General features: G+C 74.8%; 16 protein-coding genes. 12 read left to right on the forward strand and 4 right to left on the reverse strand.

Going from position 1 to position 18,752, the window contains the following annotated elements:
- Positions 1-7: 7 nt before the first annotated feature.
- Positions 8-1,414 carry a putative lipid II flippase FtsW gene (ftsW, locus tag F593_RS29600; protein ID WP_022930678.1) on the forward strand — a complete coding sequence of 469 codons (1,407 nt, stop codon included), beginning with the start codon at positions 8-10 and terminating at the stop codon, positions 1,412-1,414.
- Positions 1,377-2,441, forward strand: a complete 1,065-nt coding sequence (locus tag F593_RS0120815) for a UDP-N-acetylglucosamine--N-acetylmuramyl-(pentapeptide) pyrophosphoryl-undecaprenol N-acetylglucosamine transferase (protein WP_245540837.1) — start codon at positions 1,377-1,379, stop codon at positions 2,439-2,441. The genes ftsW and F593_RS0120815 overlap by 38 nt, the downstream gene beginning before the upstream one ends.
- Positions 2,442-2,534: 93 nt before the next feature.
- Here the strand turns inward: F593_RS0120815 and F593_RS0120820 are convergent, their stop codons facing one another.
- Complete coding sequence (locus tag F593_RS0120820; protein ID WP_022930680.1) at positions 2,535-3,674, reverse strand: hypothetical protein; 1,140 nt, start codon at positions 3,672-3,674, stop codon at positions 2,535-2,537.
- Between the two features lie 153 nt (positions 3,675-3,827).
- Here F593_RS0120820 and murC point away from each other — a divergent pair, with 153 nt between their 5' ends.
- From murC to ftsZ, 3 genes are all read left to right on the forward strand, one after another.
- Positions 3,828-5,171 (forward strand): UDP-N-acetylmuramate--L-alanine ligase, encoded by a 1,344-nt coding sequence (gene murC, locus F593_RS0120825; protein ID WP_022930681.1) that lies wholly within the window; start codon positions 3,828-3,830, stop codon positions 5,169-5,171.
- 152 nt (positions 5,172-5,323) lie between these two features.
- On the forward strand, positions 5,324-6,532 hold the full coding sequence (locus F593_RS0120830) for a cell division protein FtsQ/DivIB (RefSeq protein WP_022930682.1): 1,209 nt from the start codon (positions 5,324-5,326) through the stop codon (positions 6,530-6,532).
- A 199-nt stretch (positions 6,533-6,731) separates the two neighbouring features.
- Positions 6,732-7,874 (forward strand): cell division protein FtsZ, encoded by a 1,143-nt coding sequence (gene ftsZ / locus F593_RS0120835; RefSeq protein WP_022930683.1) that lies wholly within the window; start codon positions 6,732-6,734, stop codon positions 7,872-7,874.
- A 158-nt stretch (positions 7,875-8,032) separates the two neighbouring features.
- Here ftsZ and F593_RS27270 read toward each other — a convergent pair whose 3' ends face one another.
- Positions 8,033-9,565, reverse strand: a complete 1,533-nt coding sequence (locus F593_RS27270) for an SPFH domain-containing protein (RefSeq protein ID WP_022930684.1) — start codon at positions 9,563-9,565, stop codon at positions 8,033-8,035.
- A gap of 20 nt (positions 9,566-9,585) precedes the next feature.
- Complete coding sequence (locus F593_RS0120845; protein ID WP_022930685.1) at positions 9,586-9,822, reverse strand: hypothetical protein; 237 nt, start codon at positions 9,820-9,822, stop codon at positions 9,586-9,588.
- A gap of 81 nt (positions 9,823-9,903) precedes the next feature.
- On the opposite strand from F593_RS0120845, the gene F593_RS0120850 reads away from it, so the two are divergent.
- The 7 genes from F593_RS0120850 to nudC all read left to right on the forward strand — a co-directional run bounded on the left by F593_RS0120850 (position 9,904) and on the right by nudC (position 17,717).
- Complete coding sequence (locus F593_RS0120850; RefSeq protein ID WP_022930686.1) at positions 9,904-11,547, forward strand: AMP-binding protein; 1,644 nt, start codon at positions 9,904-9,906, stop codon at positions 11,545-11,547.
- 29 nt (positions 11,548-11,576) lie between these two features.
- Positions 11,577-12,656, forward strand: a complete 1,080-nt coding sequence (gene gcvT / locus F593_RS0120855; RefSeq protein WP_022930687.1) for a glycine cleavage system aminomethyltransferase GcvT — start codon at positions 11,577-11,579, stop codon at positions 12,654-12,656.
- A 50-nt stretch (positions 12,657-12,706) separates the two neighbouring features.
- On the forward strand, positions 12,707-13,093 hold the full coding sequence (gcvH, locus tag F593_RS0120860; protein ID WP_022930688.1) for a glycine cleavage system protein GcvH: 387 nt from the start codon (positions 12,707-12,709) through the stop codon (positions 13,091-13,093).
- A gap of 103 nt (positions 13,094-13,196) precedes the next feature.
- On the forward strand, positions 13,197-14,594 hold the full coding sequence (gene gcvPA / locus F593_RS0120865; RefSeq protein ID WP_022930689.1) for an aminomethyl-transferring glycine dehydrogenase subunit GcvPA: 1,398 nt from the start codon (positions 13,197-13,199) through the stop codon (positions 14,592-14,594).
- Entirely contained in the window at positions 14,591-16,195 is a 1,605-nt protein-coding gene (gene gcvPB / locus F593_RS0120870) for an aminomethyl-transferring glycine dehydrogenase subunit GcvPB (RefSeq protein ID WP_022930690.1), read from the forward strand. Before gcvPA ends, gcvPB begins: the two co-directional genes overlap by 4 nt.
- Entirely contained in the window at positions 16,192-16,629 is a 438-nt protein-coding gene (locus F593_RS0120875; RefSeq protein ID WP_022930691.1) for an SRPBCC family protein, read from the forward strand. The genes gcvPB and F593_RS0120875 overlap by 4 nt, the downstream gene beginning before the upstream one ends.
- 122 nt (positions 16,630-16,751) lie before the next feature.
- Positions 16,752-17,717 (forward strand): NAD(+) diphosphatase, encoded by a 966-nt coding sequence (gene nudC / locus F593_RS27275; protein ID WP_022930692.1) that lies wholly within the window; start codon positions 16,752-16,754, stop codon positions 17,715-17,717.
- A gap of 72 nt (positions 17,718-17,789) precedes the next feature.
- On the opposite strand, the gene F593_RS0120885 is transcribed toward nudC, so the two are convergent.
- Positions 17,790-18,752: universal stress protein (locus F593_RS0120885; protein WP_211216192.1), on the reverse strand; the 963-nt coding region annotated here is incomplete at its 5' end.

The following is an 18,752-nucleotide window of genomic DNA, read 5'->3' on the forward strand; positions in this document are numbered from 1 at the left end:
GCCCCTGATGAAGCGTCCCGCCGCCTCCGAACCCGAGCTCAAGCGCGAGTACGAGCGCCTCCTGGGCCTGGTCCTCGTCCTCTGCGTGCTGGGGGCGATCTGGGTCTACTCCGCCTCGAGTTCGGAGCAGATCCTGAAGGACGGGTCCAACGGCACCTCGTTCCTCATCCGCTACGTGCTCTTCGCGGCGCTGGGGTTCGCCGGACTCGCGTTCGCGTCCCGCTACGGCGTCGCGGTGATCAAGAAGATCACCACCCCGATGCTCGCCATCTCGATCGTCCTCTGCATGGCGGTCGTCCTGCCTGGGATCGGCAAGGAGGTCAACGGCGCCTACCGGTGGCTCGGCGGCGGACCGCTGACGTTCCAGCCCTCGGAGCTGGCGAAGTTCGCGATGATCGCCTTCCTCGCGCTGCGGCTCTCGTCCCGTCGGCGCCCGATGCGGACGCTGGGCGACCTGCGCATCGAGCTGCTGGCGCTCGGCCTGCTGATCGCGGTCGTCGCCGGCGTCCAGCGCGACCTCGGCACCGCGATCGTCATCACCGGCGCCGCCGTCTGCGTGCTCGTCGTCGGCGGCATGCCCGCCCGGTTCTTCCTCCCGATCGGCGCGGCCGGCGGCGTGGCGCTGCTCGTGCTCGTCGCGATGCACCCGTACCGCATCGCCCGCCTGACCTCGTTCCTCTCGCCCGGGTCCGACGCCTCCGGCACGGGCTACCAGTCGCTGCAGGGCCAGCTCGCGATCGGCACCGGCGGGTTCACCGGCACCGGGCTTGGCAACTCCGTCCAGAAGGCGGACTGGCTGCCCGAGGCGCACACGGACTTCATCCTCGCGGTCGTCGGCGAGGAGCTCGGCGCCATCGGCATCATCATGCTGCTCGTCCTCTACGCGGGCGTCGCGTACACGGGCCTGCGGATCGCCGACCGCACGAAGGGCAGCTACCAGAAGCTCCTGGCCGTCGGGATCACCGGCGTCGTGCTCGTGCAGGCGATGCTGAACGTGTGGGTCGTGCTCGGGATCTTCCCGTTGACCGGCGTCCCGCTGCCCTTCATCTCGTACGGCGGCACGAGCCTGATCGTGCTGCTGGGCGCGGTCGGGATCCTGCTCAACATCGCGCGCGGCACCCCGTACCTCGAGGTCGCCCCCGAGCCCGAGCTCGACGGCCCGCCGCGCGGCCGCGCCCCGCGGCCCGCCCGCGACGCCCGGCCCCGGCCCGTCGGCGGCGCGCGCCGCGCGCCGGGTCCGCGCCCCGTGCGCGGCCCCGCGCCGGCCTTCGCGTCGGCCGCGGAGCGGTCGGACGCCCGCCGCGCCGCGCGTGCGTCACGATCCGCGGGTGACGCAGAGGACGTTCGTGATCGCAGCCGGCGGGACAGCGGGGCACGTGGTGCCCGCGTTGGCGGTCGCCGACGAGCTTCGTGACGGCGGCCACCGCGTCGTCTTCGTCGGCGGCGACCGCGAGGAGGCGCGGCTCGTGCCCGAGGCGGGCTACGAGCTGCACCAGATCCGGGTCGAGGGCTTCAGCCGCACGCACCCGCTGAAGGCCGCCCGTGCCGGCGGCCGCGCGGTCGGCGCCGTCACCGCGGCGCGCAGGATCCTCGGGCGCGTCGCCCCGGACGCGGTGATGGGCGGCGGGGGGTACGTCGCCGGCGTCGTGGGGGCCGCCGCGGTCTCACGCCGCATCCCGCTCGTGCTGACCGAGGCCGACAGCCACCTCGGCGTCTCCAACCGCCTCCTGCACCGGCGCGCGCACCGCGTCTGTCTCGGGTTCCCGATCGCCGGGCGCGACGAGCCGACCTTCCGGGTGACGGGCCGCCCCGTGCCCGAGCCGTTCGGAGACCACGCCGGCGCCCGCGATCGCTTCGGCCTGGACGAGCGCACCCCGACGGTGCTCGTCTTCGGCGGCTCGCTCGGAGCGCGCTCCGTGAACGAGGCCGCGATCGAGGGACTGCGGGACCTGACGGCGCCCGCGCTCGACGGCAGCGGCGAGGTGCCGGTGGCCGTGATCCACGCCTCGGGGCGTCGCGACCACGCCGCGCTGCGCGACCGCGTGCCCGAGGACGGCCCGTACCGGCTGTTCGACTACCTCTCGCCGCTGAGCCCCGCACTGGCGGCCTGCGACCTCGTCGTCTCGCGCTCCGGCGGCTCGATCGCGGAGGTCACCGCCCACGGCCGCCCCGCGATCCTCGTGCCCTACCCGCACGCCGCCGCCGACCACCAGACGGCCAACGCCCGCTGGATGGCGGACGCCGGCGCGGCCGTCGTCATCGGCGACGGCGAGCTGACCGCCGAGCGCCTGCGCACCACGGTGGCCGAGCTGCTGGGCGACCGCGAGCGTCTGGAGCGGATGGCCGGCGTCTCCGCCGGGCTGGCCCGGCCGCAGGCCGCGCGCGCGATCGCGGACGAGGTCCTGGCGGCCGCGGGCGGTCCGGCCACGGCTGCCGCCTGACGGGACGCGGTCCGGGGCGTCCGTCGCGGTGGCCGTCGGCGCGGCGCCCGGGTCGCCGTGGCCCGCGGTCGTCGCCGCGGCGGCGTGACGCGATCAGCGCGGCGCGGTGACCCGCACGGTCCGGGTGACCGTGCGGGCGGCCCAGCCGGGCTGCGGGGCGAACCGCACCCGCACGACCCAGCGGCCCGGCCGCAGGCGCCGGAGGGTGAACGTCCGGACGTCCCCGGCGGCCTGCGGGCCGTTGACCGTCGCCCGACGCCGGCCGCTCGCCGCGGTCACGGAGAGCCGGCCGCGCGCCTCCGGCGCGGTGCGCACGCGGATGCGCGCGACCGTGCCCCGCACGCGCGAGGAGCCGCTCGCCCGCAGCGCGGGGTCCCGGAGGCCCCCCGCCTCGGGGGCATCGCCGGGCGCCTGCGGGCCGGGCGACGGTGCCGGGACGGGGGTCGGGACCGGGACGGGCACGGGCACGGGCACGGTCGTGGTGCCGCCGCCCGGATCGGTGCCGCCGGTCCCCGGCGCGGCCGCCGTGGTCACCGTGCGTTCGGCGCCGCGGACGGTCCCGCCGGGGCCGCGTACGACCAGGCGGTAGCGCAGCCCGGTGCCGGACGGCAGCCCGTCGACCGTCGCGGCGACCGTGCGCGGCCCGACGCCCGCTGCGGCGACCTCCGGGGTGGTGGCCTCCAGGGCGTCGCCCGTGCCGTGCTCGAACCACCAGACGACGTCGGCGCCGGCCGGGTCGACCACGCCGGTGAGCGTCGCGCCGGTCGGGGTCACCCCCTCGGCCGGCATGGTCAGGGCCGCCGGGGCCACGGGCGGGAGGGCGTCGCAGAGGGGCGCGCCGGGCTGGGCGGGCGTGACCCGGACGGTCGAGCCGTCGAGGATCCACGTGAGCGTCGGCCAGTCCTTCACGTTCCACAACACCGTGAGCGCCGCGCGGTGCTCCCCGGGCAGGAACGTCTCCGGCTGGCCGCGCAGCACGGGCGGGGGCGAGAAGAAGTTGCCACTGGCGCCCGGCGGGATCCTGACCGGGCCCGGACCGTCGTTGCGGTACCCGAGGCGGGCACCGCCGAGACCGGTGGTCGGGTCGTGCACGACGCAGGTGACCTGGGGGACGACGGCCGCACCGGCGACCGTGGGGGCGGCGAGGCCGGCGGCCGGCACGCAGGCGACGGCGACGGCGCCGGCCAGGCGACCTCGGGGGGCATGGTGTCGTCTCGTCCGCGGGCCGCGCATGGCCCGATCGTAGAACCCGATCGCCGTGCGGTCGAGGGCGCAGGTGGACCCGCGGCAGAGGGCACCGGCGGACCGGGGTTCAGGGGCGGGGACGCCCGCGATCGGGGCGCGCGGTCGGCGGGACCGCGGGCCCGGCGGATACCCTCCGCGGCGATGCCTTCGCAGCCCTGGAGCGGTCGCCGCCTGCACGTCCTCGGGATCGCCGGGGCCGGGATGAGCGCGCTGGCCGTCCTCGCCCGTGGCCTCGGCGCCGAGGTCACGGGGTCGGACCGCTCCGAGAGCCGGTACCTCGCCGGCGTGCGCGAGGCCGGGATCCCGGTGACGATCGGCCACGCGGCCGAGAACGTGCCCGCGGGCGACGACGTCGTGGTCGTCGCCTCGACGGCGATCCCGGAGGACAACCCCGAGCGCGTCGAGGCCCGCCGCCGCGGCCTGCCGGACCGCTCCCGCCACGGCCTGCTGCGCGAGGTCTGCGCCGAGCACCGGGTGATCGCCGTCGCTGGCGCCCACGGCAAGACGACGACGTCGGCGATGACGGTTCACGCGCTCCAGGGCGCGGGCGAGGACCCGTCCTACCTCGTCGGCGGCATCCTCCGCTCGACGGGCCGCAACGTGCACGTCGGCACCTCGGGCTGGCTCGTGGTCGAGGCCGACGAGTCCGACCGCTCCTTCCTCGAGACCCACCCCGAGATCGCGGTCGTCACGAGCGTCGAGCTCGACCACCACGGCACCTACGCGGGGCGCCCCGACCTCGACGACGCGTTCCGCGCCTTCCTGGCCGGCGCCGGCGAGCGCGTCGTGTGGGACCGCCCGGAGCTCGACCGGCTGCTGCCGGCCGACGCCGACCCCGCCCGCGTCCACCGCTACGACGTGACGGACACGGCCGCCGCCGACGGTGCGCAGCGGTTCGCGTGGGACGGCCGCACCGTCGCGCTCCGCCAGCCCGGCGTCCACAACGCGTGGAACGCCGTCGCGGCGCTGACCGCCGCGACGCTCGCCGGCGCCGACCCGGAGCGTGCCGTCGCGGCGATGGTCGACTTCCCCGGCACCGGGCGGCGGTTCGAGCAGGTCGGCACGGGCCCGGCCGGCGCGGTGGTCGTCGACGACTACGCGCACCACCCGACGGAGGTCGCCGCGACGATCGCGGCCGCCCGCACCCTCGCCCCGCGGCGGGTCGTGGCCGTCTTCCAGCCCCACCTGTTCTCGCGCACCCAGATGCTGTCCGACGCGTTCGGGCGCGCGCTCGCCGGCGCCGACCTCGTCTGCGTGCTCGACGTCTACCCGGCGCGCGAGCGGGCGGAGGACTTCCCCGGCGTCGACGGCCTGACGATCGCCCGGGCCGCGGCCGACGCGGGGGAGGGCGTGCCGGTCGTCTGGCTGCCCACGGTCGCCGAGGCGCTCGGCCGGCTGCCCGCCCTGCTGCGCAGCGGCGACCTCTGCCTGTGCATGGGCGCCGGCGACGTGGACGGCGTCGCGCACGGCCTCGTCGCCGGCTGAGCGGGCGGCCTCGTCCGGCTGAACGGGGCAGCCTCGTCCGGCTGACCGGGCGGCCCGTCCGGCTGTCCGGCGGATCGCGCGGGCCACGCGATCCGCGCGCTGAGCAGTGGCGCGCAGGAGGGACGAGCCGCCCGGCGGCGAACGTGCGAGTGATGCCGCCCGAGCCCTTCTCCGCGCGACTGCACGACTCCGGGACCACCTTCCGCCGCACGCCACTGGCGTGGCGCGGTCCGCGTCCCGGTCGCGCCGCGCTCCTCGTGCTGCTCGCCGTGGCCGGCGTGCTCGCGATCGTCTACCTCGTGCTGCGCCTGACGCCGCTCTCCACCGTCCAGAACGTGACGGTCGTCGGCGTGCAGGGACCGAAGGCGTCCCAGATCCGCCACGCCATCGAGCGTGCGGCGACCGGCCAGAGCACGCTCGGGTTCCAGGAGGGCGCGATCCGCGACGCCGTCGCCGGCACGCGGAGCATCACCGGCGTCGAGGTCCACACGCGGTTCCCGCACGGCGTCCAGGTCGAGGTCCGCCAGCTGCTCGCCGTCGGCGCGATCGAAGCGGGTGGCCGGCGCGTCGCCGTGTCCTCCGACGGCCGCGTGCTGCCCGACTGGACCCCGGGCACGCTGCCCGTGATCCGCGGCGGCCAGCAGCGCGGCGGCGAGCTCGTCGGCGGCGCCAAGGTGGCCGCCCGCATCCTCGGCGGCGCCCCGGGGCCGATCCTCGCCCGCGTCGCCCGGATCGACGGCGGCTACACCGTGCGCCTCGCCACCGGCCCGGCGCTGCTGTTCCGCGACGCCCACCGCCTCGAGGCGAAGTGGGCGGCCGCGGTCGCCGTGCTCTCCGACCCCGGGACGCGCGGCGCCACCTGGATCGACCTCCGCGTGCCCGAGCAGCCCGTCGCCGGCAACGGCGCCCCGCCGACCCTCCCGGCGCGCGACGCGAAGGTCGGCAAGGTGCCTGTGAGCGCGGACGCTCTGGCCACGGCGGAGGGCCGGACGGCCGCGGCGACGCCCGCCGGCGGCGCCACCCCGACGGCCGCCGAGGCCGGCGGCCCCGACCAGGCTCCGGGCGCTGCCGCGACCCCTCGCGCGGCCGCTCCGTCGGGCACGACGCCGGCCGCCGGAACCCCCGGCGCGACCCCCGGCGCGGGCCCCATGACGACCGCGCAGTCTCCTGCGCCGTCGGCGGCTTCCGGGACCGGGGGCGGCGCGCCCACGACGTCCGGCGCATCCGGTACGGCGTCCACGACCCCGACCGAGAGCACGAATTCGGGCGCCGCTGCGACCGCGGCCGGCGCCCCAGCAGGAGCAGGCGCCGCGGTGCAGAACGGCGGGGGTACGGCGCCGGGCGCCCAACCCGCACCCTAGACCTGAGGCTTAGGCCGGACTGGTCCAGCCTTTGGTCGACGTCGAGAGATGGGCCTGCAATCCCTGTTGCGTGCCTATCATTGACGTTGACAACACGGCCGAAGCACACCTAGCTTGGTCGTCTGGGCGCTCGTGGTCGGGACGACCCGCTCGTTCCCTCAACCCAGCGCACCCACAGCACCGGAGACAGACACTTCTTATGGACGCCACCGGCAGTTACCTCGCCGTCATCAAGGTCGTCGGCGTCGGCGGCGGCGGCACCAACGCCGTCAACCGCATGATCGACGCGGGTCTGCGTGGCGTCGAGTTCGTCGCCTGCAACACCGACGCCCAGGCGCTCGCGATGTGCGACGCCGACATCAAGATCAACATCGGCACCGAGGTCACCCGCGGCCTGGGCGCCGGCGCGAACCCCGAGGTCGGTCACGCGGCCGCCTCGGAGTCCCGCGACGAGATCCGCGAGGCGCTCAAGGGCGCCGACATGGTCTTCGTCACGGCGGGCGAGGGCGGCGGCACCGGCACCGGTGCGGCCCCCGTCATCGCCGAGATCGCGAAGGGCGAGATCGGCGCGCTGACGGTCGGCGTCGTCACGCGCCCGTTCTCCTTCGAGGGCAGCCAGCGCATGCGTCAGGCGGAGGACGGCATCAACCGTCTGCGCGAGGTCGTCGACACGCTCGTCGTGATCCCGAACGACCGTCTGCTCGGTCTCGTCGAGAAGCGCACGTCGATCCTCGACGCCTTCCGCTCCGCCGACAACGTGCTGCGCCAGGGCGTCCAGGGCATCACCGACCTGATCACGATCCCGGGCCTGATCAACCTCGACTTCGCAGACGTCCGGACCGTCATGCACGACGCCGGCACCGCGCTCATGGGCATCGGCCAGTCCGGCGGCGAGACCCGCGCCGGCGAGGCCGCCAAGCAGGCCATCTCCTCGCCGCTGCTCGAGGACTCCGTCGAGGGCGCCACCGGCATCCTCCTCAACATCACGGGCGGTCGCGAGCTCGGCCTGTTCGAGGTCAACGAGGCCGCCGAGATCGTCCAGCAGGCCGCCGACGGCGACGCGAACATCATCTTCGGCGCCGTCATCGACGAGGACATGGGCGACGAGATCCGCGTCACCGTCATCGCCACCGGCTTCGACAAGACGCGCGCCGCCCGCGCCGCCGCCTCCAGCGCGCCCGCCGCCCGCCCGGGCCGAGCCACGGAGCGCTCCGACCGCTACGAGCGCCCGGAGCGCCCGCGCCGCAGCACCGAGGGCGATCGCGTCCCGCGCGCCGACCGCCAGCGCTCCAACCTCGAGATCGGCGACGACGACATCGACATCCCCGCCTTCCTCCGGTAGGCGCTCGGGCCGAGAGGCCCACCGGGCTCCGAGGCGGATCACCCGCGCACCGCACGTCGGCGCGCGGGGGATCCGCCTCTTCGTCGTCCCGGGCCCGCGGCGGCCCCCCGCACGCACGCGGGGGCGGGAACGCTGCCGGGGACGGGTCCCGGTCGGCGCTAGGCCGTCGTCGGCGCGGCGCCGTCGGTGACGGGCGTCGCCGACGCCGCGGTCGCCGCGGCGGCGGTGCCGGTCGCGGCCCGGTCGCCGTCGCGCGTCCCGTCGAAGAGGCCCCGCGCCAGCGGCATGACCGCGCCGGCCAGGCCCATGGTCGAGAGCAGCCCGCGGTGCAGGCCCTCGGCGCCGTCGAGCACGGTGAGGTTCTCGACGTTGTCGTACTGGCGTGCCGCGGCCGTGACGATGGCCGGCAGCTGCTCCGCGATCTGCTGGGCGACGACGCCCTCGGCGTTCTCCGCGAGGGCCCGCTGCCGGGCCTCGATGCCGGCGGCCTCGGCAAGGCCCTTCTCCCGGGTGCCCTGCGCCTCGGCCAGGAGCCGCGCCTTCGTGGCATCGGCGTCGGCGACGCCCAGCTTCTGCGTCGCCTCGGCCCGCGCCGACGCGTCGAGACGGGTGGCCTCGGCCTTCGCCTCGGCCTCCAGGCGCGTGCGCTGCGCGTCGCCCTGGGCGGCGGCGATCGCGGCCTCGCGGGTCGCGTTGGCGTTCGTGACCTGCTCGTAGGCCTTGGCGTCCGCGGGCTTGCGCACGGTCGTCTGCAGCCGCTGCTCCTCGAGGTTCGCCTCGAGCTCGGCAGCGCGCGTGTCGGCCTCGACGACGGCCTGCCGGGCCTCGGCCTCCGCCAGCGGGCCGGCCTGCGCGGCCTCCTGCTGGGCGCGGTCGGTCTCGGCCTTCGCGGCCGCGCGGCGGACGTCGGCGTCGCGCTGCGCCTCGGCGACCTTGGCGCTCGCCTCCGCCTCGCGCTGCGCGGCCTCCTGCTCGCGCTCGGCGGCGGCGATCCGGGCCTCGGCCGCGATGCGTGCGGCCTGCGGCTTGCCGAGATTGCGGATGTAGCCCTCCGGCTCGCCCTGGGGGTCGCGGATGTCCTTGACCTGGAACGAGTCGATCACGAGCCCGAGCTTCTGCATCTCGACCGCGGTGGCGTCGCGGACCTCGTCCGTCAGCGCGTTGCGGTCCTTGATGAGCGACTCGACCGTCAGCCCGCCGACCACCGTGCGCAGGTGGCCGTGGGCGATGTCCTTGATCGTCTGCTTGATGACCTCGTCGGGGGTGTCCTGGAAGCGGGTCACCGCGTTGGCGATCGACGCCCGGTCGTTGCCGACCTTGAACGCCATGACGGCCTCGACCTCGACGGGGATGGCCTGCTGCGAGACGCAGTGCAGGCCGCGGCCGTGTTCCCCCAGGTCGACGGTGCGGGACTCCAGCGACAGGCGCTGGGCGCGCTGCAGGACCGGGAGCACGATCGACCCGCCGGAGGTCACGACCTTGAAGTTCATCGTGTTCTCGACGACGGGCGCGTTGGGGTCGTCGACGCGCGGGCGGTTGTCGCCCTTGGAGCCGGCGCCGGTGATGATCAGCGCCTCGTTGCCCTTGGGCACCTGGTAGACGGCGAAGGCGAGGACGACCAGGAGGAGCACGATCACCGCCAGCGCCGCCAGCGGGATCGCGAAGGTGGGGACGGCGGCGACGGGTGGCACAGGGGCTCCTGGGTGTGGGACTACGGGGACGGTGCGGACGTGGGCAGCGCGGTGACGAGCACCGTGCGGGCGAGGGACGGGTGGTGCTCGACCACGACGCACTCCGCGCCGCGGTCGATCGTCTCGAGGCCGTCGAAGGGCACGGCGTAGTACGCCTCGACGCGGTCTCCGACCGCGAGCATGGCCTCGCCGATGCGTCCGGGACGCACGGCGCCGGTGACCCGGCCGATGCTCCCGGCTGATGGTTCGCTCCCCACGCGCGGGCCAGTCTATTGCCGGGCGCGGCGTTCGCCCGCAGAATCCTCCACGCCGCGGGCCCGGCGGCGTAGCGTCGGGCGGTGGCGACGGAGCAGCGGACCGACGACCTCTCCCACGTGCGCGGCGGCGACCAACCGCCGCTCCTGACGGAGACGATCGGGGCGGCCCTGCGCCGCCGCGCCGACGGGCAGCCCGAGCACGAGGCGCTCGTCTCGTGCTCCCAGGGGATCCGCTGGACGTACCGCGAGCTGCTCGCCCACGCCGACGCCGTCGCCCGCGGGCTGCTGGCCGCGGGCGTGCGCCCCGGCGACCGCGTCGGCATCTGGTCGCCGAACCGTGCGGAGTGGACCCTGGTGCAGCACGCCACCGCTCGCATCGGCGCGGTCCTCGTGACGATCAATCCGGCGTATCGGTCCAGCGAGCTGCGCTACGTCCTCGATCAGTCCGGCTGCCGGGTGCTCGTCGCCGCCCAGCGGTTCAAGAGCTCGGACTACCGGGCCATCCTCGCCGAGGTCCGCGACGAGCTCCGGCACCTGGAGCGCACGGCGTGGCTCGACGACCCGTCGTGGGAGGCGCTGATCGACGGCGGCGCCGCGTCCGACGACGACGCGGTGGAGCGGATCGGGGCGGGCCTGGAGCCGGACGACCCGATCAACATCCAGTACACGAGCGGCACGACGGGGCTCCCGAAGGGCGCCACGCTGACGCACCGCAACATCCTCAACAACGGCCTGCTCGTGGGTGCGGCGTGCGGCTACGGACCGGCCGACCGCATCTGCGTGCCGGTGCCCTTCTACCACTGCTTCGGCATGGTGATGGGCACGCTGGCCGCGCTGGCCCACGGGGCGACGGTCGTGATCCCGTCCGAGGCGTTCGAGCCCGCCGCGGCGCTCGAGGCGGTCGCCCGCGAGCGCTGCACGAGCCTCTACGGCGTCCCGACGATGTTCATCGCGATGCTCGCCGACCCGGGCTTCGGCGACCACGACCTCGCGACGCTGCGCACCGGGATCATGGCCGGCTCGCCCTGTCCCGAGGCGGTCATGCGGCGGGTGATCGACGAGCTGCACATGCCCGAGGTGACCATCTGTTACGGCATGACGGAGACCTCGCCCGTGTCGACCCAGACGGCGGCCGACGACCCGCTCGAGCAGCGGACGGGCACCGTCGGCCGCGTCCATCCGCACGTCGAGGTCCGCGTGGTCGACCCGGCGACGGGGGAGACGCTGCCGCGCGGCGAGACCGGCGAGCTGTGCACCCGCGGCTACAGCGTCATGCGCGGCTACCACGAGGACCCGGAGCGGACGGCCGAGGCGATCGACCCCGAGGGCTGGATGCACACGGGCGACCTCGCGACGATCGACGCGGAGGGCTACGTGCGCATCGTCGGCCGGTCGAAGGACATGATCATCCGCGGCGGCGAGAACGTCTCGCCGCGCGAGATCGAGGAGTTCCTCTACGCCCATCCCGACATCGCCGACGTGCAGGTGATCGGCGTGCCGGACGAGCGCCTCGGCGAGGAGATCATGGCGTGGGTCGTGCCGCGACCGGGAGCGTCGCCCGACCCCGAGGCGATCCGCGAGCACTGCCGCGGCGCCATCGCCCACTACAAGGTCCCGCGCTACGTCCACGTGACGGACGCGTTCCCCATGACGGTGACGGGCAAGGTCCAGAAGTACCGGATGCGCGAGATGGCGGTGGAGGAGCTCGGGATCGGGAGCGCATGAGCGCCCGGTGCCGTTGGTAGGCTGGCGCGGTGAGTTCGACGACCGATCTGCGGCGCACACCGCTCTACGAGCGCCATCAGGCCGCAGGCGCCCGCCTCGTGCCCTTCGCGGGGTGGGAGATGCCCGTGCAGTACGCCGGGGTCAAGGAGGAGCACATCGCCGTGCGCACGTCCGCCGGCGTGTTCGACGTCTCCCACATGGGCGAGATCCGCACCTCGGGCCCGCAGGCCGCGGAGTTCCTCCAGCGGATCCTCTCGAACGACGTGGAGAAGATCGCCGTCGGCGGCTCGCAGTACTCCGTGCTCTGCAAGGAGGACGGCGGCGTCCTGGACGACCTCTTCACCTACCGCCTCGCCGACGACGTCTACCTGACCGTCACGAACGCGAGCAACCACGCCAAGGACCTCGCCTGGTTCCAGCGCTGGGCCGCCGACTTCGAGGTCGAGGTCGAGGACGCGTTCGACGAGTTCGCGATGCTCGCCGTCCAGGGCCCGACGGCCCGCCAGGTCGTCACGCAGGTCCTCGGCCACCAGCTGCCCGCCGCGTTCAAGACCGGCGGCGCCGTCTGGAACGGCGCCGACGTCCTCGTCGCCGGCACGGGCTACACGGGGGAGGACGGCGTCGAGTTGCTCGTCCCGCCGGCCGTCGCCCCGCAGCTGTGGGACGCCCTGCTCGCCGGGGGCGCCGTGCCCGCCGGCCTCGGCGCCCGCGACACCCTGCGCCTCGAGGTCGGATTCCACCTCTACGGCAACGACCTCTCCGAGGACCGCGACCCCATCGGCGCGGGCCTGGGCTGGGCGTGCAAGGAGGCCACGGGCTTCGTCGGCTCCGAGGCCGTCGCCGCGGCGCGCGAGAACGGCTCGCCCCACGGCGAGAAGCTCGTCGCCTTCCGCTTCACCGAGAAGGGGATCCCGCGCGGCGGCAACCCCGTCGTGGGCGGCGGCGTCGTCACGAGCGGCACCTTCTCGCCGACCCTCGGCGCCGGCATCGGCCTCGCGTACGTCCCCGTGGAGCGCGCCGAGATCGGCACGCCGATCGAGGTCGACGTCCGCGGCCGCGTGCGCGCCGCCGAGGTGGCGAAGAAGCCCCTCTACGCCCGGCCGCGCTGAGCACCCGCGCCACAACCGTTCCCCTCACAGACCCCGTACCTGGAGACGACATGGCCGAGGCCTCGTACCCCGAAGACCTGAAGTACCACCCCGAGCACGACTGGGCCCGGATCGACGGCGACGTCGCGACGTTCGGCATCACCTGGTTCGCCCAGGACGCGCTCGGCGAGGTCGTGTTCTTCGACGCGCCCGAGGTCGGCTCGACGGTGACCAAGGACGAGTCCTACGCCGAGATCGAGTCGGTCAAGGCCGTCTCCGACGTCATCGCCCCGCTGTCGGGGGAGATCCTCGAGGTCAACCCGGCGCTCGAGGACGCGCCGGAGTCCATCAACGAGTCGTCCTACGAGGACGGCTGGCTCGTGAAGGTCCGGCTCTCGGACCTCGCCGAGCTCGAGCAGCTGCAGGACCGCGACGCCTACGTCGCGTCGCTGGACTAGCACCACCCGCCGTACCGCCCCCGCCCGACGCGCTCCCTCACGCGTGCGGGCGGCGGGGCCGGAACCCCGCTTCCGCCCGACACCCCTCCGAAGGGCCCTCTCCGTGACCCGCTACACCACCGCCACAGACGCCGACCGCGAGGCGATGCTCGCCGCCGTGGGCGTCGGCTCGATCTCCGACCTGCTCGCCGAGCAGATCCCGCAGGCGCTGCTCCTGGACCGCCCGCTCGAAATCCCGGACGGGCTCTCCGAGCAGGAGGTCTACACCCACGTCGCCGGCCTGGCCGCGCGCAACACGTCCGCGGAGGACGAGGTCACGTTCCTCGGCGCCGGGATGTACGACCACTACGTCCCCGCGATCATCGACATGCTGATGGGGCGGTCGGAGTTCCTGACCCCCTACACGCCGTACCAGCCCGAGGTCTCGCAGGGCGGGCTGCAGGTCATGTTCGAGTACCAGACGGCGATCTCGGAGCTCACCGCGCTGCCGGTCTCCAACGCCTCGGTCTACGAGGGCCCGAGCGCCGTGGCCGCCGCCGCGTACCTGGCGAAGCTCGTCAACGGCAAGACGCGCATCGTCGTCTCCGCCGGCGCGCACCCGCACACGATCCAGACGCTGCAGACGCTCGCCGTCGGCTACGGCTCCGAGGTCGTCGTCGTCCCGCTGAAGGACGGCCGCACCGACGCCGAGGCGTGGGCCGCCGCGTTCGACGAGGACACGTCCGCCGCGATCGTCCAGCAGCCGAACTTCCTCGGCGCCGTCGAGGACGTCCAGGCGCTGTCCGACGCCGCGCGTGCCGGCGGTCCGAAGGCCGTGGTCATCGGCTCCTACGACCCGCTCACGCTCGGCGTGCTGGCGCCCCCCGGCGAGGTCGGCATCGACGTCGCCGTCGGCGAGGGCCAGTCGCTGGGCAACCGCCTCGACTTCGGCGGCCCGTCCTTCGGGTTCTTCGCGGCGCGCGAGGCGTTCCTGCGCCGCATGCCGGGCCGCATCGCGGGCGAGACGACCGATGTCGACGGCCGCCGCGGCTTCGTGCTGACGCTCCAGACCCGCGAGCAGCACATCCGTCGCGAGAAGGCGACGTCGAACATCTGCACCTCGCAGGCGCTCAACGCGCTGGCCGGCGTCGTCTACCTCAGCTGGCTCGGCCGCGACGGGCTCCCCGAGCTCGCCAACCTGCTCGTCCAGCGCACGCACTACGCGCGCACCACCCTGGCGGCCGTCGAGGGCGTCGAGCTCCTGCACGAACAGCCCGTCGTCCGCGAGTTCGCGCTGCGCCTGCCCGGCGTCGACGTGCAGGGGGTCGTCTCCTACTGCCAGGACCACGGCGTCAACCCCGGCCTCGCGCTGTCCCGCACGCACGGGGGCCAGTTCGACGACGGCCTGCTCGTGGCGATCACGGAGCAGCGCACGAAGGAGCAGATCGACGAGCTCGCCCGCCTGCTCGGCGACGCCGTCGCCGCCCAGCGAACGGGCACCCGTCAGGAGGTCTCCGCATGAGCACGACCGAGAGCAGCGTCCCGGGCGAGGCCGTGGCCTACGGCGGCGACGGGCCCGGCGCCTCCAAGGTGCCCGCGCACTCCGTCAACCCCATCCAGCGCGACGTCGCGAAGACGATCTTCGAGAAGAGCGTCGAGGGCCGCCGCGCGTTCGTGGCGCCGCCCTCCGGCGTGCCCGAGGTCGCCCTGGACGAGATCATCCCGGCGAACCTGCAGCGCAAGGCCCCGGCCCGGCTGCCGCAGATCACGGAGCCCGAGATCGTCCGCCACTACGTGCGGATCTCGCGCCGGAACTTCGACCTGGACTCGGGCTTCTACCCGCTCGGTTCCTGCACGATGAAGTACAACCCGCGCCTGCACGAGCGCGTCGCCGGCCTGCCGGGTCACGCACGGCTGCACCCGTTCCAGACGCAGGACCACGCGCAGGGTGCCCTCGAGCTCATGTACGGGCTCGAGCGGCAGCTCGCCGAGGTCTCGGGTCTGCCCCACGTGTGCCTCCAGCCCTCGGCCGGATCGCACGGCGAGCTCGCCGGCGTGCTGCTCGCCCGGGCCTACCACGAGTCCCGCGGCGAGAAGCGCACGAAGGTCCTCACGCCCGACACCGCGCACGGCACGAACCCGGCGACGGTGACGATGGCCGGCCTCGAGGTCGTCAAGGTCGCGACGAACCCCGACGGCGGCGTCGACATCGACGACCTGCGGGCGAAGGCCGACGAAGACGTCGCGCTGATCATGCTCACGAACCCCAATACCCTGGGGATCTTCGACCCGAACATCGAGGAGATCGCCTCGATCGTCCACGGCGTCGGCGGCGTCCTGTACTACGACGGCGCGAACCTCAACGCCATCATGGGCATCACGCGCCCGGGCGACATGGGCTTCGACATCGTGCACTTCAACCTGCACAAGTCGTTCACCCAGCCGCACGGCGGCGGCGGCCCGGGCTCCGGCCCGATCGCCGTCTCCGACCGCATCGCGCCGTTCGTGCCGGTGCCGGTGATCCGCAAGGAGGAGTCGGCCGACGGCGCCGCCCCGCGGTTCTCGCTGCTCGACGCCCCGGCCGACGGCCCGGGCTCGCGGACGATCGGCAAGCTGCGCGGCTTCCAGGGCAACTACGGCGTGTTCGTGCGCTGCTACAGCTACATCAAGTCGCTGGGCGGCACGGGTCTGCGCGACGCCTCGGAGATCGCAGTCCTCAACGCGAACTACCTGCTGGCCAAGCTCGACGAGCTCGGGGTGCGCAAGCACCTGCCGCTGGCGTTCGGCACCCGCTGCATGCACGAGTTCGTGATCTCGGGCGGCCCGATGAAGCGCGAGCTGGGCATCAAGACGCTCGACCTCGCCAAGCGGCTGCTCGATCACGGGTTCCACCCGCCGACGGTCTACTTCCCGCTGCTCGTCGAGGAGGCGCTCCTCATCGAGCCGGTCGAGACCGAGGCGAAGGAGACGCTCGACGCGTTCGCCGAGGCGCTGGCCGAGATCCTGGCCGAGGCCGCGGAGGATCCGACGATCGCCCAGAACGCCCCGTACTCGACGCCCGTCCGGCGCCTTGACGAGGCCGGCGCGGCGAAGAAGCCGCGGATCCGTCAGCCCATCGCATGAGCGAGGTCAAGGCGGTCACCGAGCAGCACATCCAGGCGCCCGCGGCGACGGTCCGCGCGGCCCTGGCGGACTACGCCACGGTGCGGCCCAAGATCCTCACGGAGCACTACCGGGACTTCCGGGTGCTCGAGGGCGGGGTCGGGGACGGCACGGTCGCCGCTTGGACGCTGCAGGCCACGCAGAAGCGCTCGCGCGACGTGGTGGCGGACGTCGACATCACGTCGACGGGGGACGTCGTCGAGCGCGACCGCAACTCGACGCTCGTGACGACCTACCGGGTCACGTCCCACTCCGACACCGTCTCGCACGTCCGCGTCGAGACGACGTGGAAGGGTGCGGGCGGCATCGGCGGGTTCTTCGAGCGCACCTTCGCGCCGAAGGGCCTGGACCGCATCCACGCCGCGGTCCTGACGAACCTCGACCGCGAGCTGTAGGCCGGGGGCGGGGCGCGGTCGCGTCCCGCCCGCAGGCGTCCCGCCCGCAGGCGTCCGACGACGGCGCGGCGTTCGCTCCCGCGAATCCGGGCCGCGGTCGACGGCTCCCTACGCTTGTGCTGATGCCCGAACCCAACGCGTTCACCGGTGCCGAGCTCGACCGCGCCGCCGACCGGCGCCGCCGCGACACCGACTGGCTCGCCGCCCAGCGGGCGGACCCCGCGGCGCGCGCCGTGGTCCTCGGCGACGCCGGTGTGCGGGTGCAGGGCGCCGCGCTCGAGCTCGTCCCCCTCGGCGACCTGCCCGAGACCGCCGGCGAGGCCGACGAGCGCCTGCTGCTGCTCGGCGTGGACGCGACCGGGCCGCTCTTCGCGTTCGACGAGAACCCGCCGCCCGAGGGGCGCCGGGCGCCGCTCGTGGGCGCCGGCGGCATGCGCGGCGAGGCCGCGCCCGAGGCCCCGGGGCGGCTCGGGCTGCGCCACGCCGCCCAGGGGCTCCCGCAGGCCGACGGCGGGCTCGTGGCCTACGCCGCCGCGCTCCTGAACTGGCACCGGGCGAGTCGCTTCTGCGGCGTCTGCGGCGGCCGGACGGTGACGGAGGAGGCCGGCATGTCGCGGGTCTGCACGGTCTGCGGCACGCACCACCATCCGCGCGCCGACCCCGTCGTGATCATGCTCGTCACGGACGGCGACCGGGTGCTGCTCGGCCGCCAGAGCGCGTGGCCCGCCCGCCGCTACTCGACGCTCGCCGGGTTCGTCTCTCCCGGGGAGAGCCTGGACGAGGCGGTGGCCCGCGAGGTGCTCGAAGAGGTCGGCGTCCACGTGGGGCAGCCGATCTACCACAGCTCCCAGCCCTGGCCGTTCCCCGTCTCGCTCATGCTCGGCTTCGTCGTGCCGTACCTCTCGGGCGAGATCGGCGAGGGCACGGACGACGAGCTCGAGGACGCCCGCTGGTTCACCCGCGACGAGGTCCGCGACGCCGTGCGCGACGACTCGTGGGACGACGAACCGGGTCCCGGTGACGGCCTGCTGCTGCCGCCGCGCTCGGCCATCGCCCGCCGGCTCATCGAGTCCTGGGTCGACGGCTAGGGCGCGACCCGGCGTCCGGCCGGCGCGCGGCCCGGCCGGCACGGCGGCCGGCCGGGCTGGCGCCGACGCTGCTCAGGCCTCGGCGGGCGCGGTGCGGGGCACCACGACGACGGGGCAGCTCGCCCGGTCCAGGACCGCGCGCGAGACGCTCCCCAGCAGCACGTGCTGGACCGGACCGAAGTCGCGCGAGCCCAGCACGAGCAGGTGCAGCTCGGCGGAGTGGTCCGCGAGCCGGTCGGCCGTGCCGCCGTGGAGGGTGACCGCGCGGGCGCGGGCCTCGGCCGGCAGGGTGCCGGCGCGCTCGGTGAGGAGCGCCTCGACCTCGGCGTCGACGTCGTCCGGGCTCGGCGGCAGCGACGGGATCGGGGCGGGGCCGCCGAAGCCGTCGGTCTGCGGGGCGATCTCGAAGTCGGCGACGCCGATGACCTCGAGCGGACGGTCCATCGCGACCGCCAGGCGGGCCGCGAGATCCGCGGCGGCGTCGGCGACGCCGGATCCGTCGTAGCCCACACCGATCGGACCGATCGCCCGGGTGGCGTCGGCCTCGTGGGCGTGGCCCTCCGTGCGCGGCGGGATCGCCACGGGGCACGGGGCGCCGTGGACGATGCCCGTCGAGTCGCTGCCGAGCACCAGCCGGCCGAGCGCGCCGTGCTGGCCGGGGCCGACGACGATCAGGTCGGCCTCCCGGCCCTCCGCCAGGTCGTGCAGTGCGTAGGCGGGGGAGGAGACGGGGAGCGAGAGCAGCTCCACGCGCTCCTGCTGAGCGGCCGGCAGCGTGTCCCGCAGGCCCTCGAGCAGGCGCATGCCGTCGCCGTGCAACGCGTCGTCGAGCTCCTCCCGCTTGCCGCGACGCCCGAAGCGCGTGGCGTTCGGGGAGTACGCGTGGACGAGCACCAGCTCGGAGTCGTCGCGCAGCGCGGCGAGCTCGGCGGCCAGGCGCAGAGCGTCGCGCGTGCCGGGGCCGTCGTCGCACCCGACGAGGATCTGCTGGAACAAGGGAGGCCTTCCGGAAGGGGTCGTACTGCTCGCCCACGG

Source organism: Patulibacter americanus DSM 16676 (assembly GCF_000420025.1).
GTDB lineage: Bacteria > Actinomycetota > Thermoleophilia > Solirubrobacterales > Solirubrobacteraceae > Patulibacter > Patulibacter americanus.

Bases quoted from the DNA above. Each gene is read 5' to 3' on its own strand.
- ftsW (WP_022930678.1), top strand. From the start codon at position 8: ATGAAGCGTCCCGCCGCCTCCGAACCCGAGCTCAAGCGCGAGTACGAG.
- F593_RS0120820 (WP_022930680.1), bottom strand. From the start codon at position 3,674: ATGCGCGGCCCGCGGACGAGACGACACCATGCCCCCCGAGGTCGCCTG.
- murC (WP_022930681.1), top strand. From the start codon at position 3,828: ATGCCTTCGCAGCCCTGGAGCGGTCGCCGCCTGCACGTCCTCGGGATC.
- F593_RS0120830 (WP_022930682.1), top strand. From the start codon at position 5,324: ATGCCGCCCGAGCCCTTCTCCGCGCGACTGCACGACTCCGGGACCACC.
- ftsZ (WP_022930683.1), top strand. From the start codon at position 6,732: ATGGACGCCACCGGCAGTTACCTCGCCGTCATCAAGGTCGTCGGCGTC.
- gcvH (WP_022930688.1), top strand. From the start codon at position 12,707: ATGGCCGAGGCCTCGTACCCCGAAGACCTGAAGTACCACCCCGAGCAC.
- gcvPB (WP_022930690.1), top strand. From the start codon at position 14,591: ATGAGCACGACCGAGAGCAGCGTCCCGGGCGAGGCCGTGGCCTACGGC.
- F593_RS0120875 (WP_022930691.1), top strand. From the start codon at position 16,192: ATGAGCGAGGTCAAGGCGGTCACCGAGCAGCACATCCAGGCGCCCGCG.
- nudC (WP_022930692.1), top strand. From the start codon at position 16,752: ATGCCCGAACCCAACGCGTTCACCGGTGCCGAGCTCGACCGCGCCGCC.